At 63.5% G+C, this 16,999-nt stretch carries 13 protein-coding genes; 10 read left to right on the forward strand and 3 right to left on the reverse strand.

Going from position 1 to position 16,999, the window contains the following annotated elements; genetic code table 11:
* A complete protein-coding gene (locus P3R82_RS26490) occupies positions 1–3,126 on the reverse strand; it encodes a helicase-related protein (RefSeq protein WP_283195932.1) in 3,126 nt (1,041 codons plus the stop codon).
* 680 nt (positions 3,127–3,806) lie between these two features.
* On the opposite strand from P3R82_RS26490, the gene P3R82_RS26495 reads away from it, so the two are divergent.
* Both P3R82_RS26495 and P3R82_RS26500 read left to right on the forward strand, forming a co-directional pair.
* Entirely contained in the window at positions 3,807–3,962 is a 156-nt protein-coding gene (locus P3R82_RS26495) for a DUF3309 family protein (RefSeq protein ID WP_081619995.1), read from the forward strand.
* 27 nt (positions 3,963–3,989) lie between these two features.
* Positions 3,990–4,250, forward strand: coding sequence for a YMGG-like glycine zipper-containing protein (locus tag P3R82_RS26500; RefSeq protein WP_283195933.1), 261 nt, complete (start codon positions 3,990–3,992; stop codon positions 4,248–4,250).
* Positions 4,251–4,345: 95 nt separating this feature from the next.
* Here P3R82_RS26500 and P3R82_RS26505 read toward each other — a convergent pair whose 3' ends face one another.
* Both P3R82_RS26505 and efp read right to left on the reverse strand, forming a co-directional pair.
* The gene (locus P3R82_RS26505) at positions 4,346–4,549 is read right to left on the reverse strand and encodes a hypothetical protein (protein ID WP_283195934.1); all 204 of its coding nucleotides are present in this window, start codon (positions 4,547–4,549) and stop codon (positions 4,346–4,348) included.
* A 114-nt stretch (positions 4,550–4,663) separates the two neighbouring features.
* Positions 4,664–5,233, reverse strand: a complete 570-nt coding sequence (gene efp, locus P3R82_RS26510) for an elongation factor P (protein WP_112982824.1) — start codon at positions 5,231–5,233, stop codon at positions 4,664–4,666.
* A 151-nt stretch (positions 5,234–5,384) separates the two neighbouring features.
* Here efp and epmA point away from each other — a divergent pair, with 151 nt between their 5' ends.
* The 8 genes from epmA (at position 5,385) to P3R82_RS26550 (ending at position 16,965) form a co-directional block, all read left to right on the forward strand.
* On the forward strand, positions 5,385–6,449 hold the full coding sequence (epmA, locus tag P3R82_RS26515) for an EF-P lysine aminoacylase EpmA (protein WP_283195935.1): 1,065 nt from the start codon (positions 5,385–5,387) through the stop codon (positions 6,447–6,449).
* Positions 6,446–7,501: a lysine-2,3-aminomutase-like protein gene (locus P3R82_RS26520; RefSeq protein WP_283195936.1), complete on the forward strand. Its 1,056-nt coding sequence runs from the start codon at positions 6,446–6,448 to the stop codon at positions 7,499–7,501. Before epmA ends, P3R82_RS26520 begins: the two co-directional genes overlap by 4 nt.
* 258 nt (positions 7,502–7,759) lie before the next feature.
* Positions 7,760–8,011, forward strand: coding sequence for an acyl carrier protein (locus tag P3R82_RS26525; RefSeq protein ID WP_183899944.1), 252 nt, complete (start codon positions 7,760–7,762; stop codon positions 8,009–8,011).
* On the forward strand, positions 8,011–9,192 hold the full coding sequence (locus P3R82_RS26530; RefSeq protein WP_283195937.1) for an acyl-CoA dehydrogenase family protein: 1,182 nt from the start codon (positions 8,011–8,013) through the stop codon (positions 9,190–9,192). Before P3R82_RS26525 ends, P3R82_RS26530 begins: the two co-directional genes overlap by 1 nt.
* A 5-nt stretch (positions 9,193–9,197) precedes the next feature.
* Positions 9,198–10,106, forward strand: a complete 909-nt coding sequence (locus P3R82_RS26535; RefSeq protein ID WP_113197578.1) for an amino acid--[acyl-carrier-protein] ligase — start codon at positions 9,198–9,200, stop codon at positions 10,104–10,106.
* Positions 10,097–11,077, forward strand: a complete 981-nt coding sequence (locus P3R82_RS26540) for a DUF1839 family protein (RefSeq protein WP_283196428.1) — start codon at positions 10,097–10,099, stop codon at positions 11,075–11,077. Before P3R82_RS26535 ends, P3R82_RS26540 begins: the two co-directional genes overlap by 10 nt.
* Before the next feature lie 16 nt (positions 11,078–11,093).
* Positions 11,094–13,568, forward strand: a complete 2,475-nt coding sequence (locus P3R82_RS26545; protein WP_283195938.1) for a glycoside hydrolase family 2 protein — start codon at positions 11,094–11,096, stop codon at positions 13,566–13,568.
* Between the two features lie 91 nt (positions 13,569–13,659).
* On the forward strand, positions 13,660–16,965 hold the full coding sequence (locus P3R82_RS26550; protein ID WP_283195939.1) for an alpha/beta fold hydrolase: 3,306 nt from the start codon (positions 13,660–13,662) through the stop codon (positions 16,963–16,965).
* Positions 16,966–16,999 lie beyond the last annotated feature (34 nt).

The raw sequence follows: 16,999 nt of genomic DNA on the forward strand, positions 1-16,999 counted from the left end.
TTACTTCTTCATCTGCTCCTTCAAGGCAGCGAGCTTGGCGAAGGGCAGATCCGGATCGACCGGCTTTTCCTTGCGCGGGGGCTTCGCCTCGAAGCGCAGCGGCTGGGAGCCGCCACGGTTGTTGTTGCGGTCGTCACGACCCTTCCGATCGCCGCCGCGGTCCTGGCGGTCGCCGCGCTGGTCGTTGCGGCCCTGGTGCGGCTTGCCGCCGTCCTTGCCACGGTTCTGACGGTTGCCGTCGCGGTTCTCGCCTTCGCCGCCCTGGCGACGATTGCCGTGGCCGCGATCCTGACGATCGCCCTGGCGTTCACCACGCTCCTGACGGTCACCCTGGCGTTCGCCGCCACGGCGCTCGCCATGGCCGCGTGCCTGGCGCTGGTTGTTGTCGGTGCGGCCGCCAAGGCGCCACAGCAGGACCGGCTTCGGCTCTTCGGCTTCGGCGGCCGGCGCTTCAGCTGCAGGCGCAGCCTCGGCGGAGGCTTCCGTCGCGGTCGCTTCAGCAACTGGTGCCTCAGCGGCTGGCGCTTCGGGGGGTTCAGCAGCAGGTGCTTCGGCAGCCGTTTCGTCAGCGGAGGCGCTGTCGGCGTCGTCGTGCTCGGCCGTTTCAGCGGCGGCGTCAGCGGTTGCTTCCGTCGTAGCTGCCGCGGCAGGCGTCGCGGCGGCGTCCTGCGTCGCCAGGTAGGTCGCGGCTTCCTCGGCCTTCACGGCGTCGGCGCGGTAGCCGAGGCCCTTCAGGATTTCTTCCATGTCCTCCAGCGTGGCGCCGAGAATGGAGAGCATCGCGGTCGTCGTGGTGAAGCGGCGGCCGTCATAGGCCCCCTCGGGACGGTTCGGCTGACCCGGTTTCCACTGCAGCAGCGGACGGATGATGTCGGCGAGGCGCTCGAGGATATCGACGCGAACGGCGCGCTTTCCAAGGAAGCGGAAGCCCGCCAGCTTGTAGAAATTGCGCTCGTAGCTCGGATCGGTGACGACAGAGGTACGGCCGGCGGCAAGAACCGGAATGAGGTCGCCGTAGCCCGGCTTGTCGAGACCGTCGTTCTTCAGCCCCCAGAGCAGCGTGATGAGCTCGGCCGGAGCCGGCTTCAGCAGGGCAGGAACGAAGATATGATAGGCGCCGAAGCGAACGCCGTAGCGGCGCATCGAGGCGCGGGCGTCCTGATCGAGCGACTTGACCTCTTCGGTCACGTCGCGACGGAAAAGCACGCCGAGATTTTCCACCAGCTGGAAGGCGAGGCCCTTGGCGAGGCCCTGCAGGTCTTCGGCGCGCGACAGATCGTCGAGCGGCTTCAGCACGGTCGAGATGTGGTGATTGACGAAGCGCTCCAGGCGGGCGGCGACGTGGTCGCGCGCATTGCCGGTCAGCTGCTCGTCGGCAAGCAGGATCACGCGCGGACGCATGATATGCTCGGTGCCCGCCAGACGCGCCACGGGATCGCCGAGCCAACGGATCGAACCGTCGGAGCCGATCGCGAGATCGCCGTTGCCGGACGCGTGAATACGCGCCGCGCGGGCTTCGAATTCCAAAGCAAGCGCCTTTTGCGAAGCAGCCTGGACAGCCTTCGCGTCCGGACCATCCGCTCCCGATACAGGCGTGAACCGGAAACCGGACAACTGCCCCACATGATGTCCTTCTACGAAGACATCGCCATTTACACTGATTTCAGCTTCCAGCATCGCATTCTCTCTCAGGCGCTTCATGAGCACAGATGTCCTGCGATCAACAAAGCGTTTCGTCAACCTTTCATGTAACGCATCGGACAATCGATCTTCGATTTCCCGCGTCTTTTCCTGCCAGTGTGTCGGATCGGCAAGCCAGCTGGGCCGATTCGATACATAGGTCCACGTTCTTATCTGCGCGATTCGCGCCGAAAGCGTGTCAATTTCACCGTCAGTTCGATCCGCGCGGTGCACTTGCTCGGCAAGGAAATTCTCATTTACCGTGCCATAGCGCACGAGATCGGAAAAGAGGGTGGCGATCAGATCGGCGTGCTGGGCCGGCGTAATGCGCCGATAGTCCGGCAGCGCGCAGGCCTCCCACAGCTTTTCGACCCTTGCCGGGGTGTCGGCCAGATCGCGGATCTCGGGATAGCGTGACAGCTGCTCGAGCGCCTGCTGGTCCACCGCCGGCAGGGCGCGCGTCAGGCCGAGCACGCGCGGCCCGGTTTCAAGGCTGGCGCGTAGCGTCTGGATCGACTTGAAATCGAGGTCCGTGGTGCGCCACTGCAGCACCTTGACGTTGTCGAAGTGGTGGCCCTCGATGCGGCCGACCAGCTCCTCGTCGAACGGATCGACATGGCCCGTCACGCCAAAAGTGCCGTCGCGCAGGTGGCGTCCGGCGCGACCGGCGATCTGGGCGAGCTCGGCGGGATTGAGGTTGCGGAACTGGTAGCCGTCGAACTTGCGGTCCTGGGCGAAGGCGACATGGTCGACATCGAGATTGAGCCCCATGCCGATCGCGTCCGTCGCCACCAGATATTCGACGTCGCCGGCCTGGTAGAGCGCCACCTGAGCGTTGCGGGTGCGCGGGCTCAATGCTCCGAGAACGACGGCCGCCCCACCGCGCTGGCGGCGGATGAGCTCGGCGATCGCATAGACCTCGTCGGCGGAAAAGGCGACGATGGCGGAGCGCTGCGGCAGGCGGGTGATCTTCTTCTGGCCGGCGTAGAGCAGGTGCGACAGGCGCGGGCGCTCGACGACGGTAATACCGGGAAGCAGATGCTGGAGGATCGGCCGCATGGTGCCGGCGCCGAGCAGCAGCGTCTCGTCGCGGCCGCGCAGATGCAGGATACGGTCGGTGAAGATGTGCCCGCGTTCGAGATCGCCGGCCAGCTGCACTTCGTCGATGGCAACGAAGGCGGCCTTGGTCTCGCGCGGCATGGCTTCGACGGTGCAGACGGAGTAGCGCGCATTCGGCGGCGAGATCTTCTCCTCGCCGGTCACCAGCGCCACGTTATGGACGCCGACCTTTTCGCAGACACGCGTATAGACCTCGCGCGCGAGCAGACGCAGCGGCAGGCCGATGATGCCAGTGCCGTGGGCAACCATCCGCTCGATGGCATAATGGGTCTTGCCTGTATTGGTTGGACCGAGCACCGCGGTCACGCCGCGCCCACTCAGTATCATCGGCTGCGATGTCAGTGTCTTTGTCCTGCAGACGGGGCGGGGGTGCCCCGGGGTAAAACCAAGCTCCTGATCCGAAGCAGACAAACAAATGGACAGCCGCTCGTGCAAACGCAAGGGCTGATTTGAATTTCACCGGCGGATTTTAGGCTTCGCGAATAGCTTGTGGAATGCTCGCATAGCGATTCGGAACAGCAGTAGAACGAATCGGAGACGAATCGCTGACTCCAGATGATTCAGTGTTTGTTCACGGCTAAGTATTGATTTTGAATCACTTTTTCCCACCAGATGCTGAATCTCATGATTCCCGTATGGCGTGTGTCCGCGTTTTGGTCCGGTTGGATAGGAGCGATGGCACTCGCCGGCTCGTCGTGCGACATCGGTTCCGTCCGAAACGTAAAAGATCCGTTTCGAAGCCGGCTCGACCAAATCCGGAACAAACGGCAGACGAATCAGCGACGTCATCGACTTCCCGGTTTGTTCACGACAACCTGTTGTATTTTATGGAAATTTTAACCATAGGCGAAAATGTGCCGCCGGCCCGGCGTCCGCGCGGGCATGCCAGGCGGCTTCGGATTGCCCGCGAAAAAAATATTGCCCTGTCGGACCATATGGGCGGAACCAAAAGCCGGCTTAGGTGTTTCTGGCTCATTCAAACCTAAAGTGCGTTGAGGTCACGGGACATGCTTGGAACAATACTACTCATTATCCTCATTCTGCTTTTGCTCGGAGCCCTACCAAATTGGGGTTATAGTCGTAGCTGGGGCTATGGACCTTCCGGCGGTTTGGGGCTAGTTCTCGTCATTATTATCATTCTTGTACTCATGGGCCGTATCTAAGCGCCCGAAAAACCTGGGAGAAATGTCATGATGAAGAAGATTGTACTCATCGCTGCTCTGGTTGGCGCGCTGGCATCCTGCACGGCCACCGAACAGGGCACGGCAATCGGCGCCGGCACCGGCGCGGTCATCGGCGGCGCGGTCAGCCACAGCTGGGGCGGCGCGGCCGTCGGCGCTGTTGCCGGTGGTCTTGCCGGCGCGCTCATCGGCCAGTCGGTCGAACGCCGCGGCTACTGCGTCTACCGCGACCGCTACGGCCGCCGCTACGAAGCGCGTTGCCCGCGCTAACGGCTTCGGCCTGAGCGATCAGGTCCACGGATCGAGAAAGGCGTCGGGTTTCCGGCGCCTTTTTTGTTGTCACTATGAAGCCCATCGGGGGCGACCTATCTGGTCGTAGTCGCCTTTGCTGGCACGGCGGGATAGTGCTCTGCTTCGTAATTTTCGATCAGTATGAATAGCATGCGAAAACGCGTTGCTTCGTCGGACCCTTCGTCAGGTTCGCCTTCGAAGTACGGCCTGATCTCGGCCAATGCGGCCCTGTATTCATTTTCGTTTTGAAGTTCTTGAGAAGTATCCGAGGCGAACATACAGATCTCCTTTCGACGTGGCGGAAGCCTACACGGCTTGACGCCCCACGCCAAAGAAAAAGGCCGCATCGCGGAGCGATACGGCCTTTGAAGCTTGGGTCGGTCGGCGCCGGGTCAGTTCTTGGCGCGCTCGACGTAGGAGTTGTCTTCGGTCGCGATGACGACGCGGGTGCCGGCGTCGATGTGCGGCGGCACCGAGGTGCGGACGCCGTTGGACAGCATGGCCGGCTTGTAGGAGGACGATGCCGTCTGGCCCTTGACGACCGGCTCGGTCTCGGTGATCTCGAGCGTCACGTGGCGCGGCAGTTGCAGGGCAAGCGCCACACCTTCGTGCATCGACAGGATGCAGACCATGCCTTCCTGCAGGTAGGCCTTCTGGTCGCCCATGGTCTCATTGTCGACGACGACCTGGTCGTAGGATTCCGGGTTCATGAAGTGGAAGCCTTCGCCGTCCTCGTAGAGGAACTGGTGGTTGACGTCTTCCACGAAGGCGCGCTCGACCTGCTCGGTCGTGCGCCAGCGCTCGGAGACCTTCACGCCATCGACGATGCGGCGCATGTCGACCTGGGTGACCGGCGTGCCCTTGCCCGGGTGGAAGTTGTTGGCCGTCAGAACGACGTAGAGCTTGCCGTCCACATCGAGGACGTTGCCCTTGCGGACGGAAGAGGCGATGACCTTGACCATAAGAGTTCCTTGTAACTCGGCTTTTGGCGTCGTAGAGGACTGTCGAAATGGCCCCGGAGACGCAATCAGGTGTTCTTTGGGGGCGCAACTAACCTAAAATCCGGCAAATAGCCAGCCCTTGCGTGGGTTGATCCGGTCAGGACGGCATTGAATGAAACCCTCGATCGCCAAAGCGTCTCCCTGGTGGACGCCCAGTGTGCATGCCGACCGCCGACCGTTCCTGATCGGACGCAACCGGATACAGGCGGCTCTGCGTGGCTATTTCGCCCGCGAGGACTTCATCGAGGTGGATACGGCGACGCTCCAGGTGTCGCCGGGCAACGAGGCACATCTGCATGCGTTTGCCACCGAGGCGCTGACCACGGACGGGCAGGCGGCGCCGTTTTATCTGCACACCTCGCCCGAATTCGCCTGCAAGAAGCTGCTGGCCGCCGGCGAGGAGCGCATTGCTTGCTTCGCGCATGTCTACCGCAACCGTGAGCGCGGGCCACTGCATCATCCCGAGTTCACCATGCTCGAATGGTATCGCACCGGCGAAAGCTACGAGAGCCTGATGATGGACTGCGTGCGCATCGTAGCGCTTGCGGCCGAAACCATGCAGACGACAATGCTCGGCTATCGCGAGGCGGCCTGCGATCCCTTCGCCGGGCCGGAGCGGTTGAGCGTCGCCGAGGCGTTTCGCCGTCACGCCGATATCGATCTTCTGGCCTCGGTCAGCGCCGATGGCTCGACTGACCGTGACCACCTGGCTGACGAGATGAGGCGCAACGGCATGCGTGTCGCCGAGGATGACCAGTGGGCCGATCTTTTCAGCCGGGTGCTGGTCGAGAAGGTCGAGCCGCATCTTGGCATGGGGCGGGTGACGATCCTCGACGAATATCCGGTCTGCGAAGCCGCGCTCGCGCGGCCATCGGCCGCCGATCCCCGTGTGGCCGAGCGCTTCGAGGTCTATGCCTGCGGCGTCGAACTGGCGAACGGGTTCGGTGAGTTGACCGATCCCGTCGAGCAGCGCCGCCGCTTCGAGATCGAGATGGCGGAGAAAAAGCGGATCTACGGCGAGACCTATCCGATCGACGAGGATCTGCTCGACGCGCTCGCTATCATGCCTGATGCCAGCGGCATCGCGCTTGGCTTCGACCGGCTGGTGATGCTGGCGACGGGCGCGCGGCGGATCGATCAGGTGCTGTGGGCGCCGGTGGCGGAGTATGGGCAGTGACGATCACCCGGCCGATCAAGACGGTGGACGAACTCGCCGACGCCGGGCTCATCGCCGATCGCGACCGCGAGGCGCTGGACGCGGTCGCGGCACGCTATGCGATCGCGGTGACGCCTGACATGGCGCGACTGATCGACCGCGATGATGTCAATGATCCGATCGCGCGCCAGTTCGTGCCCGATGCCGCTGAACTCCTGATGACGCCGGAAGAGCGGGCCGATCCGATCGGCGATCGCGCGCACAGTCCCGTCGAGGGCATCGTTCACCGCTATCCCGATCGCGTGCTTCTGAAGGCGGTGCATGTCTGTCCCGTCTACTGCCGCTTCTGCTTTCGCCGCGAGATGGTGGGGCCGCAGGGGCTGGGAACGCTCGATCCGGCCGCGATGACGGCCGCCTTCGACTATATCCGGAACCATGACGCGATCTGGGAGGTCATCCTCACCGGCGGCGATCCGCTGGTGCTGTCGCCGCGCCGGCTGCGGGATATCCTCGAACAGCTCGCCGATATCGATCACGTCAAGATCGTGCGCTTTCACAGCCGCGTGCCGGTCGTTGACCCTGACAGGATCGATGCGGCGTTGATTGAGGCGCTGAAGGCGAGCGGCAAGACCGTCTATGTCGCGCTGCATGCGAACCATCCGCGCGAGCTCACGACCGAGGCGCGCGCCGCCTGCGCCCGGCTCGTCGATGCCGGCATCGTCATGGTCAGCCAGTCGGTGCTGCTCAAGGGCGTCAATGACGATCCCGCGGTTCTGGCGGAGCTGATGAAGGCCTTCGTCGAAACCCGTGTGAAGCCCTACTACCTGCATCACCCCGATCTCGCGCCCGGCACCAGCCATTTCCGGCTCTCGATTGAAGAAGGGCAGGCGATCGTCGCGTCATTGCGCGGCCGGATCTCCGGATTGTGCCAGCCGACCTATATTCTGGACATACCCGGAGGATACGGCAAAGCCGAGATCGGCGAGAGCTCGATCCGCAAAACCGGGGAGGGTTGCTATTCGGTTTCCGACTACAACGGACAAGAGCATATCTACCCGCCGCGCGGGGCTTGACTGTTCCGTTCTTCGTTTCATTTCAGCACTTGCGCTCATCGGCGTGTTTGCCAAGCGTTGTTTAAGCTTTTTGCGCAAAGCAATGATCCGATTTGCTTTATCTCTACTGATCGGACGAAGACGCTAAATTCTTAGCTTTTCTTCGGAGCCAGATTTAACCACGTGCCTTAGCGGAATATTGGGTTTTCCTCCTTAAAAGCACCTCCATGACAGGGCGATGAGCGCCCGCTCTGGTTATGACAGCTTGGAGATGTGAGGATGAATACAACGATCCGCGAACTGCTTGCGAAATTCGGCAAGCTGCCCGTGTCCATCGACACCGTGGCCGACGATGCCGATCTCTACGCGGCAGGGCTCACCTCCTTCGCATCGGTGCAGCTGATGCTCGGCATCGAGGACGCCTTCGATATCGAGTTCCCGGACAATCTCCTCAATCGCAAGTCCTTCGCCAGCATCTCGGCCATCGCGCGGACCGTCGATCTGATCAAGGATAGCCGGAAGGTCGCCTGATGAACTTCCCGGTCAAAATCACGGAAGACAGTTTCGCGGCAAGGGCTGCCCGCGTTGCCGCCGTCGCGGCGAAATTCGCGGACGCCGTCGATTTTGAAGGCCGGTTTCCGCGGGAAGCCGTGGATGCGATGAAGGCGGAACGCCTGCTCGGCATTCAGATCCCGCGCAGCCTCGGCGGCGAAAGCGCCACCACGACCGAGATCGCCGAGCTCTGCTCGATGCTCGGCCAGGCCTGCGCCGCCAGCGCCATGGTTTTCGCCATGCACCACATCAAGCTTTCCAGCCTCGTCGAACATGGAGCGGAAAGCGCTTGGCATGCCGATTTCATGCGAGGGATCGCGGCCGAACAGCTGCTGATCGCATCGGCGACGACCGAAGGCGGCATCGGGGGCAATCTGCGCAACAGCATCTGCGCCGTCATCGTCGAGGACGGGGTTTGCCGTCTCGAAAAGGATGCGACCGTCATTTCCTACGGCGCGCACGCCGATGCGATCCTCATCACCTCGCGCGCTCATGCGGACGCCGCTCCATCGGACCAGGTTCTGACGGCGTTCCTGAAAGATCAGTACATGCTCGAAAAGACGCATGCCTGGAACACGCTCGGCATGCGCGGCACCTGCTCCGACGGCTTCCTGTTCAAGGGCGAAGCGCCGGCGAGCCAGATCCTGCCTAAGCCTTTCGCCGAAATCGCCGCGCAGTCGATGCTGGCATCCTCGCACCTGCTCTGGAGCGGTGTGTGGTACGGCATCGCCATCGATGCCTTCTCGCGCGCGCAGGCTTTCGTGCGCGCCGCCGCCCGCAAATCGCCGGGCGCTCCGCCTCCGGGCGCGCTGCGTCTCGCCGAAGTGTCGAACCTGTTGCAGATGGTGAAGTCCAACGTCGTCGCCGGCCTCAAGGCCTACGAGGATGCCAAGGCCGATCCCGACAAGCTGTCGTCCATGGCCTTCGCCGTTGCGATGAACAACGTCAAGATCGCATCGTCGGAAACGATCCTCGAGATCGTCAACCACGCCATGCTGATCTGCGGCATCATGGGCTACAAGAACGGCACGCCGTTCAGCCTCGGACGACATCTGCGCGACGCGCATTCCGCACAATTGATGATTTCCAACGACCGCATCCTTGGCAACACGTCGAGCATGCTCCTTGTCCACAAGCAGGACACTAGCCTACTGGGGTGAACGACATGGATATGCAGACCTCCTTTCTGGACCGGCTCTTCGAATCCGGCCTTCTGATCGACATGGGCGTCGACGGTCTTTATGGCCGCAGCGGCCAGTTCGAGGACGTTATCGCCGCCTTCGAGCGCCTGATCGATCGTTTCGGCGGCGCCGATGGCGCGGAAGCGATGCGCTTTCCGCCCGGCATGAACCGCGAGATCTTCGAGAAAAGCGGTTACATGAAGAGCTTCCCGCAGCTGGCCGGCACCGTACACAGCTTCTGCGGCAACGAGCTCGACCACATGAACCTGTTGCAGTGCATGGAAGTGGGCGACGACTGGACCAAGGGCCAGGAAGCCACCGAGATCGTGCTGACGCCGGCCGCCTGCTATCCGCTCTACCCGACGGTTGCCCGCCGCGGCAACCTGCCGAAGGACGGCGCGCTGTTCGACCTGCAGTCCTATTGCTTCCGCCATGAGCCGTCGCGCGATCCGGCCCGCCAGCAGCTGTTCCGCATGCGCGAATATGTCTGCATGGGCACCGAGCTGCATGTCACCGATTTCCGCCAGAAGTGGATGGATCGCGGTCTGGAGATGATGAAGCTCGTCGGCCTCGAGGTCACCATCGACGTCGCCAACGATCCGTTCTTCGGCCGCGCCGGCAAGATGATGGTCAACAACCAGCGTGACCAGAACCTGAAGTTCGAGCTCCTGATCCCGATCACCTCGACGGCCAATCCGACGGCCTGCATGAGCTTCAACTTCCATCAGGATTCCTTCGGCCAGAAGTGGGGCCTGAACCTCGAGGACGGCAGTGTCGCCTTTACGGCCTGCGTCGGCTTCGGCCTGGAACGCATCGCGCTGGCGCTGTTCCATCACCACGGCCTCGACGTCAAGCTGTGGCCGGCCTCCGTGCGCCAGGCGCTCTGGGGCTGAGGGCAACGATGGCATCCGTCTTCCCGGGGATCAGCCCGGACAGCTATTCCCCGCATGCGCTGCATTCCATGGAGCGCATGTGGCCGGAGACCAATTGCTATATCGACCTCTGGATCGAGGTGCTCAGCACGCTCGGGCTCGCGCCCGAGGCGATGCTTGGCTTCACGCTCGGCCAGGATTTCGAGGGCGACCAGTTCACCTTCTTCAAGGTGCCGCTCGAGGATCTGGAAGCGCTCTACGGCATCAGGGTCACCGAGCTTGCGATCTTCGACAAGGTCGAGCGGCACGTCGCCACGCAGATTGCGCGCGGCCGTCTCTGCCTGATCGAGATGGACAGCTTCTACATGCCCGACACGCAGGGCACCGCCTACCGGCAGGAGCACGGCAAGACGACGGTTGCGATCAACCGGCTGGATGTCGCGAACAAGCGTGTCGACTACTTCCATAACGGCGGCTTCTTTTCGCTTGAGGGCGAGGATTTCGACGGGCTGTTCCAGCTTGATCTTCGTGACGAGGATCCGCAGTTCCTGCCCTATACGGAGTTCGCCAAGTTCCCGGCGACACCGGTCGATCCGCAGACGACGCGCGGCGTTTCCCGCGCGCTGCTCTCCTCGCATTTCGCCCGCCGCCCACGCGAAAACCCGATCCACGCCTTCGCGTCGGTGTTTCCGGAGCAGGTCGAGGCGGTTGCCGAGCGTCCCTTCGGCTTCTTCCACAAGTATGCCTTCAACACGCTGCGCCAGTTCGGCGCCAATTTCGAGCTCTTGGCCGATCATCTGGTCTGGCATTCGCAAGCCGAGTTCGGCGAGGCCGCCGAGCATGCGCGAAAGCTGTCGGAGGCCGCGAAATCCGTGCAGTTCCAGCTGGCACGCGCCGTCACGCGCAGGAAGTTCGAGCCGCTAGCGACCGCGCTTGATCCGGCGGCCGATGCGTGGGATTCGATGATGGCTTCGCTCACGAAACGTCTTTGAAGCCGGAGGTCTGATCATGCGTGGGAGACTGGCGAGCATCGCGGCGGAGGAGATCGCGCTCGGCGAGGGTTGGAACCTGGTTCTGACGGAACCCGGCGCCTGCGCCAATCCGCACGACCTGCCGCTTTCCGCCCAGTTCATCCCCGCCGATGTGCCCGGCACGGTCGCCGCCGCGCTCGAGAGAGCGGGTCTGTTCGATCGCGAAAACCCCGTGCCGCTCGACAGCAGGGACGCCTGGTATGTCTGCCGCCTGTTCGACGCCGCGCCGGGTGACGCCATCCTGCGCTTCGAGGGCTTGGCGACGCTATGCCATGTGTTCTTGAACGGCCAGGAAATCCTCTCGTCCGAGAGCATGTTCACCATGCACGAGGTGCCGGTGACGCTGTCAGGCGGCGACGAGCTGGCGCTGTGTTTTCGCGCGCTTGCACCCCGGATCGCCGACAACGGCCCGCGCGCCCGCTGGCGGCCGCAGATGATCACGCCGCAGGGCCTGAAGAACGTTCGCACCACGCTGCTCGGCCGCATGCCCGGCTGGTGCCCTGAGATCCACGCCGCCGGCCCCTGGCGGCCGATCACGCTGGTTCGCCGCGACGTCGTTTCGCTCGATGACGTCAGCGTGCGGGCGGTGCTGGAGCCGGATGGTTCGGGCAAGCTCAGCGTGTCGCTTCGCACCGACGCCGAGACACCCGATCTGTCGCTGCGCTGCGGCGGCATCGAGCAGGCGTTCGAAAGGGTCGGCGAGCGGCATTACTCGGCCATTCTGAGGCTGAAGGACGTGGAGCCCTGGTGGCCTCACACGCACGGAACGCCGCGCTTGTACGACTACGCCGTCGTCGTCGATGGCGTCGAGCATCCGCTTGGCAAGACCGGTTTCCGGAGTGTGGTGGCCGATCGCGGCGCCGATGGCAGCGACTTCGCGCTTCTCATCAATGGCGAGCGGGTGTTTTGCCGCGGCGCGGTGTGGACGACAGCCGATATCGTGAAGCTTCCTGGCGCGCGGGCGGATTATGAGCCGTTCCTGCGGCTGGCCGCCGAGGCCGGCATGAACATGATCCGCATCGGCGGCACGATGGCCTACGAGACGCCCGATTTCTTCCAGCTTTGCGACGAGCTCGGGCTGATGGTCTGGCAGGACTTCATGTTCGCCAACTTCGACTATCCGAAGAACGACAAGGCGTTTACCGCCCATGTCCACGCCGAGGTCGAGGAGTTCCTGCATGGCGTGCAGGGTTCGCCATCGCTTACGGTGCTCTGCGGCGGTAGCGAGATCTATCAGCAGGCGGCGATGCTCGGCCTGCCGCCGGAATTCTGGTCCGGCCCGATCACCGACGAGATCATTCCGGCGATCGCGGCGCGGCTCTGCCCCGAAATCCCCTATGTCGCCAATTCGCCCTCGGGCGGTGCCATGCCGTTTTCGCCGAATGCCGGCGTGACGCATTACTACGGCGTCGGCGCCTATATGCGGCCGCTCGAAGACGCCCGCCGCGCCCATGTGCGCTTCGCGGCTGAGAGCCTCGCCTTCGCCAATGTGCCGCAGCAGAAGACGCTGCATCGGCATCTCGATGTACCCCCGGTGCACAGCCCACTATGGAAATCGCGCGTGCCAAGGGATCGCGGCGCTTCCTGGGATTTCGAGGATGTGCGCGATTTCTATCTCGGCGAACTCTACGACCTCGATCCGGCGCGCCTGCGCCGCGAGAACCGCGATCTCTATCTCGACCTGTCGCGCGCCGTCACCGGCGAAGTGGCGGAGGAGACCTTCGCGGAATGGCGGCGCAAGGGGTCGAGCTGCAATGGTGCGCTCGTCTGGACGCTTCAGGACCTGTTGCCCGGCGCCGGCTGGGGCGTGATCGATTCGACCGGCGCGCCGAAGCCGATCTGGTACGCGCTGCGCCGCGCATTTCGGCCGGTGCAGGTGCTGGTGACCGACGAGGGGACCAATGGCCTCGACGTGCATGTGATCAACGAGACCGAACACAATCTGCAGCTCGATCTCGAGGTCGTCTGCTTCAGAAACGGCCGGCAGCATGTGGCGAGCGGCGGGCGCATCCTGACGCTTGCGCCGCGCAGCACGGAAACGTTTGCCGCGACCGACCTGTTCGGTGCCTTCTTCGACACCACCTACGCATTCCGCTTCGGGCCGCCGGCGCATGACGTCACGGTGGCGCGGCTCAGGCTTCCCGAAGGTGGCGCGGTGGTGGCGGATGCCTTCCATTTCCCGCAGGGGCGCTCGAAAGCCGTGCACGATGCCGAGATCCAGGTCTCGCTGGTCGAGGATGGCGGCGCGTGGTTCGCGGATCTCGCCACCGACAGGCTGGCGCAGTCGGTGCATTTCAGCATCGACGGTTACCGGTCCGACGACGACTGGTTCCATCTGGCGCCGGGTGCGGCCAAACGCGTTCTCCTGCGCCCGCTCTCCGCACGAAACGCGGAGGAAAAGCCCGCCGGCGACGTGCTGACGCCTGGTGGCGCGCGTGCCTTTTCGTTCTAGGCGCGCGCGTCGCGAAAGATGAGGCGCAATCAATTTCGAAAGACTTTCTTACTAATATGGGCCGTCTGGAATGGCCTGAAGCGGATACGGTATGTCTAAGGGAATTATTGCGAATTCTGTGATGAACGGCGCGGCGGGCATGCTGCTCCTGATAACGGGATTCCTGTCTTCCATCATCACCGCCCGGCTGCTCGGGCCGGAGGCGAACGGCATCATCGCCTTCTCGCTCTGGCTCGTGGTCACCGGCGCGTCGATCGCCGAGCTCGGCTCCAGCATCACCTTGTCGAAGACGCTGCCGCAGTTGCAGGCGGAGGGTTTCGATGCGCGCCGGCGGCTAGGCTTCGCCTCGCTGCTCGTCACTGTCATGCTGTGCTCGACGCTGTTTTTGCTTGGCCTCTACGCGCTGTTCTTCCTGACCTCGGAGAAGATGCACTGGGCGAAGACGACGCCGTCGATCGCCTATGTGACGGCGGCACTGTTCTTCGTGCAGGCGATCGGGTCCTTCGTCAAATTCTATCTCATCGGTGAGCGGCGGCTGACCGATTTCTTCAAGCTCGCCATGGGCGTCTGCCTGCTGCAATTGATCGGTGTCGGCGCCGGTGCGGTGCTCTATGGGGTGGAGGGCGTGCTGGTCGGCTATCTGCTCGGGCAGATGGTGTTCTTCATCGCCACCATCCCGATCCTGATGACGCCGCGTGACCGCTGCGGCGTTCCGCTGAAGTATCTCGCCGCCTCCTCCATGCTGCTCTCGGCGCAGTTCCTGATCGATTCCATCTTCCTCAACAGGCTGGAGCTCCTGTTCCTGCAGCAGTTCTGGTCGGTCGAGATGGTCGGCTTCTATGCCGTGGGTCTGTCCATCGCCAATATCGCGCTGCAATTGCCGATCCAGATGACGGGGAGCCTGCTTCCCTATTATTCGGAGCGACGCCATTCGAGCGACGACCGCAGCCTGCCGGTCGAGGTGTTCGCGGCGGTCACCCGCAGCATGGCCTATATTATCCTGCCGATGAGCCTCGGGCTCGCCGCCATATCGAGCGAGCTGGTGCGCGAAGTGTTCGGCGAGGCGTTCGCGCGCAGCGGAACCGTCGTGGCGCTCCTGGCGCTCGCCGCTCCGGCCTACACCTTCATGCAGACGCTCAGCCTGTATCTGCTGTCCATGGACCGCGCCCGCGACCGGCTGAAAGTCAGCGTCGTCGCCGCCGTGGTGATGACGCTCGGCTGCCTCGCGGTCGTGCCCTTCTTCGCCGCCGAGGGCGCCGCGATGGTGCGCATCGGCGTGTTCACGATAATGTGTATCCTCATGGTGCGGCTGACCGGATTCGGCTCCCAGCTCTCGGGTCTATATGTCACGTTATTCAAGACGCTCGCGGCGGCCGCCTTGTGCGCAGTTATAGCCCTTGGAATTTTACATTATATCAACGGTTCTATTGGACTTGTTCTCGCAGTCGTTATTGGGGGCGCTGGATATATTGTCGCGCTCAAGCTTTTAAAGGCAATTCCGCAAGAGGATGCCGATGTTATGTTGTCCATTGTCAATAAATTGCCGGCCTCGATGAGAAAATCCGCCAGCAAGGCCATCGCCTTCGTTGCGCCATCGAGCAAGACGGCGCAGGAGGAGCCCATCGAAATCACGGTCGAAACCGGTCTTGCCGAAGGCGCCGGCAACGAGGCCGCCCTTCCATTTGCCTTCGATGGCACGATCGGCCTGTTCAAGCCGGAAAATGCGGGCGTCGCGAAGCGCTCCACCGCCGTGCTCTTCGTCAATCCCTGGGGGCTTGAAGAAATGTGCAGCCGGCGGTTCTTCCGTGTCACGGCCGAGCATTTCGCAGCCCTTGGCGTGCCCAGCCTGCGCTTCGACTATCCCGGCGCCGGCGATGCGCTCGATATCGACGACACGGTCGGCCTCGCGGTCTGGGAAGACGCGATCCGCAGCGCGGCCGCGCGGCTGAAGCATTTGAGCGGCTGCAGCCGCATCATCATCGTCGCGCAGGGGCTCGGTGCGGCGCTGGCGCAGCGAACCGCGCCGTCGATCGAAGGCGTCGATGCCATCGCCCTGCTCGGTCCCGTCGTCAATGGCCGTGCCTATCTGCGCGAGCTTCGCGCATGGGCGACATTCATCAATCATCACCTGGGATTGGGCGAGGATGCCATTCCCGAGGGCAAGCACATGATCGCCGGGCTGCAGATGCCCGATGGCATCGCCGCGGAACTGTCGAAGGTGCGCATCGCCGCGCCGGAAACCCTTGCCGCCCCCCGCTACCTCATTCTGGAACGCCCGGAGCGAGCCGACGACACGACGCTTGCCGACAATCTGACCGCGCTTGGTGCGACGGTCGAGCAGCAGACGTTCAAAGGCTATGACAGGCTGATCTCGGACCCGGTGTTCTCGCGGACGCCGATGGAGGTCGTCGAGACGCTGGCGCAGTGGGTGGGCGAACACACGTCGGCCGATCCGGCCGCTACGCCTTCGGCCACGGCGGTCGATGCCCAGTCGATCTCGGGCGACGGCTTCGAGGAAGTGCCGGTCCGTTTCGGCGCGTTCAATCATCTCGTCGGCATCGTCACGCGTCCGGTCGGGCGGCCGCGCGGCAATAGCGTGGTGTTCCTGTCGACGGCCTATGACCGCCAGTCCGGCTGGGGTCGCGCGATCACCGATATGGCCAGGGGGCTTGCCCGCGAGGGCGTCGCCTCGATCCGCTTCGATTCCGCCAATGTCGGCGACAGCCCGCCGCGCCCGGATGCGCCGGATCAGATCCTCTATTCCGCCACCCAGAATGCCGATGCGCAGGCGGCGCTCGATCTGCTCGAGGGCATGGTGCCGGGGCCGCTGATGGTCGCGGGCCGTTGCAGCGGCGGCTATGTCGCCATCCGCTCGGCCGTCGACGATGTCAGGGTCAAGGCCGCCGTGTCGATCAATCCCTTCGTCTATTACTGGGATCCGAACCAGCCGGTCGAGCGCAAGCATGTCGTCTCGGTGCCGCGCAGCTTCGAGGATTACGGCCAGCGGCTTTCCAGCTTCGCCACGGTCAAGCGCCTGCTCAAGGGCGATATCGACGTGATGGCGGCGACGCGCAATGTCATCATCGCCTTCTCACGCCGCATGTCGGTGCGCATCGCGCCGCTGCTCGAATATCTTCCAAGCCGCCGGCACACGGCGAGCGAGGTGAAGAAATCCTTCGTCACCGTCGGCAAGCGCAAGGTGCCGCTGACGCTGATCTACAGTGAAGGCGATGTCGGGCTTGAGCACATGTACTTCCACTTCGGCCCCGGAGGCCGCAAGTTCGATCGCCATCCGAACGTCCGCCTGGTGATGCTGCCAGAGGCCGATCACAATCTGACGCCGCCGGAATCGCGCAAGACGGTGTTCGCCGAGATCGCGCGACTGGCGAAAGCCTGAGCGCGGCCAGGCGGCCCGCGCTCGCTGGTTTCGG

Source organism: Rhizobium sp. AN80A, assembly GCF_030053015.1.
Lineage (GTDB): Bacteria > Pseudomonadota > Alphaproteobacteria > Rhizobiales > Rhizobiaceae > Rhizobium > Rhizobium metallidurans.

Bases quoted from the DNA above. Each gene is read 5' to 3' on its own strand.
- P3R82_RS26550 (WP_283195939.1), top strand. From the start codon at position 13,660: ATGTCTAAGGGAATTATTGCGAATTCTGTGATGAACGGCGCGGCGGGC.
- epmA (WP_283195935.1), top strand. From the start codon at position 5,385: ATGAAACCCTCGATCGCCAAAGCGTCTCCCTGGTGGACGCCCAGTGTG.
- P3R82_RS26525 (WP_183899944.1), top strand. From the start codon at position 7,760: ATGAATACAACGATCCGCGAACTGCTTGCGAAATTCGGCAAGCTGCCC.
- P3R82_RS26505 (WP_283195934.1), bottom strand. From the start codon at position 4,549: ATGTTCGCCTCGGATACTTCTCAAGAACTTCAAAACGAAAATGAATAC.
- P3R82_RS26490 (WP_283195932.1), bottom strand. From the start codon at position 3,126: ATGATACTGAGTGGGCGCGGCGTGACCGCGGTGCTCGGTCCAACCAAT.
- P3R82_RS26530 (WP_283195937.1), top strand. From the start codon at position 8,011: ATGAACTTCCCGGTCAAAATCACGGAAGACAGTTTCGCGGCAAGGGCT.
- P3R82_RS26535 (WP_113197578.1), top strand. From the start codon at position 9,198: ATGGATATGCAGACCTCCTTTCTGGACCGGCTCTTCGAATCCGGCCTT.
- P3R82_RS26545 (WP_283195938.1), top strand. From the start codon at position 11,094: ATGCGTGGGAGACTGGCGAGCATCGCGGCGGAGGAGATCGCGCTCGGC.
- P3R82_RS26500 (WP_283195933.1), top strand. From the start codon at position 3,990: ATGATGAAGAAGATTGTACTCATCGCTGCTCTGGTTGGCGCGCTGGCA.
- P3R82_RS26495 (WP_081619995.1), top strand. From the start codon at position 3,807: ATGCTTGGAACAATACTACTCATTATCCTCATTCTGCTTTTGCTCGGA.
- efp (WP_112982824.1), bottom strand. From the start codon at position 5,233: ATGGTCAAGGTCATCGCCTCTTCCGTCCGCAAGGGCAACGTCCTCGAT.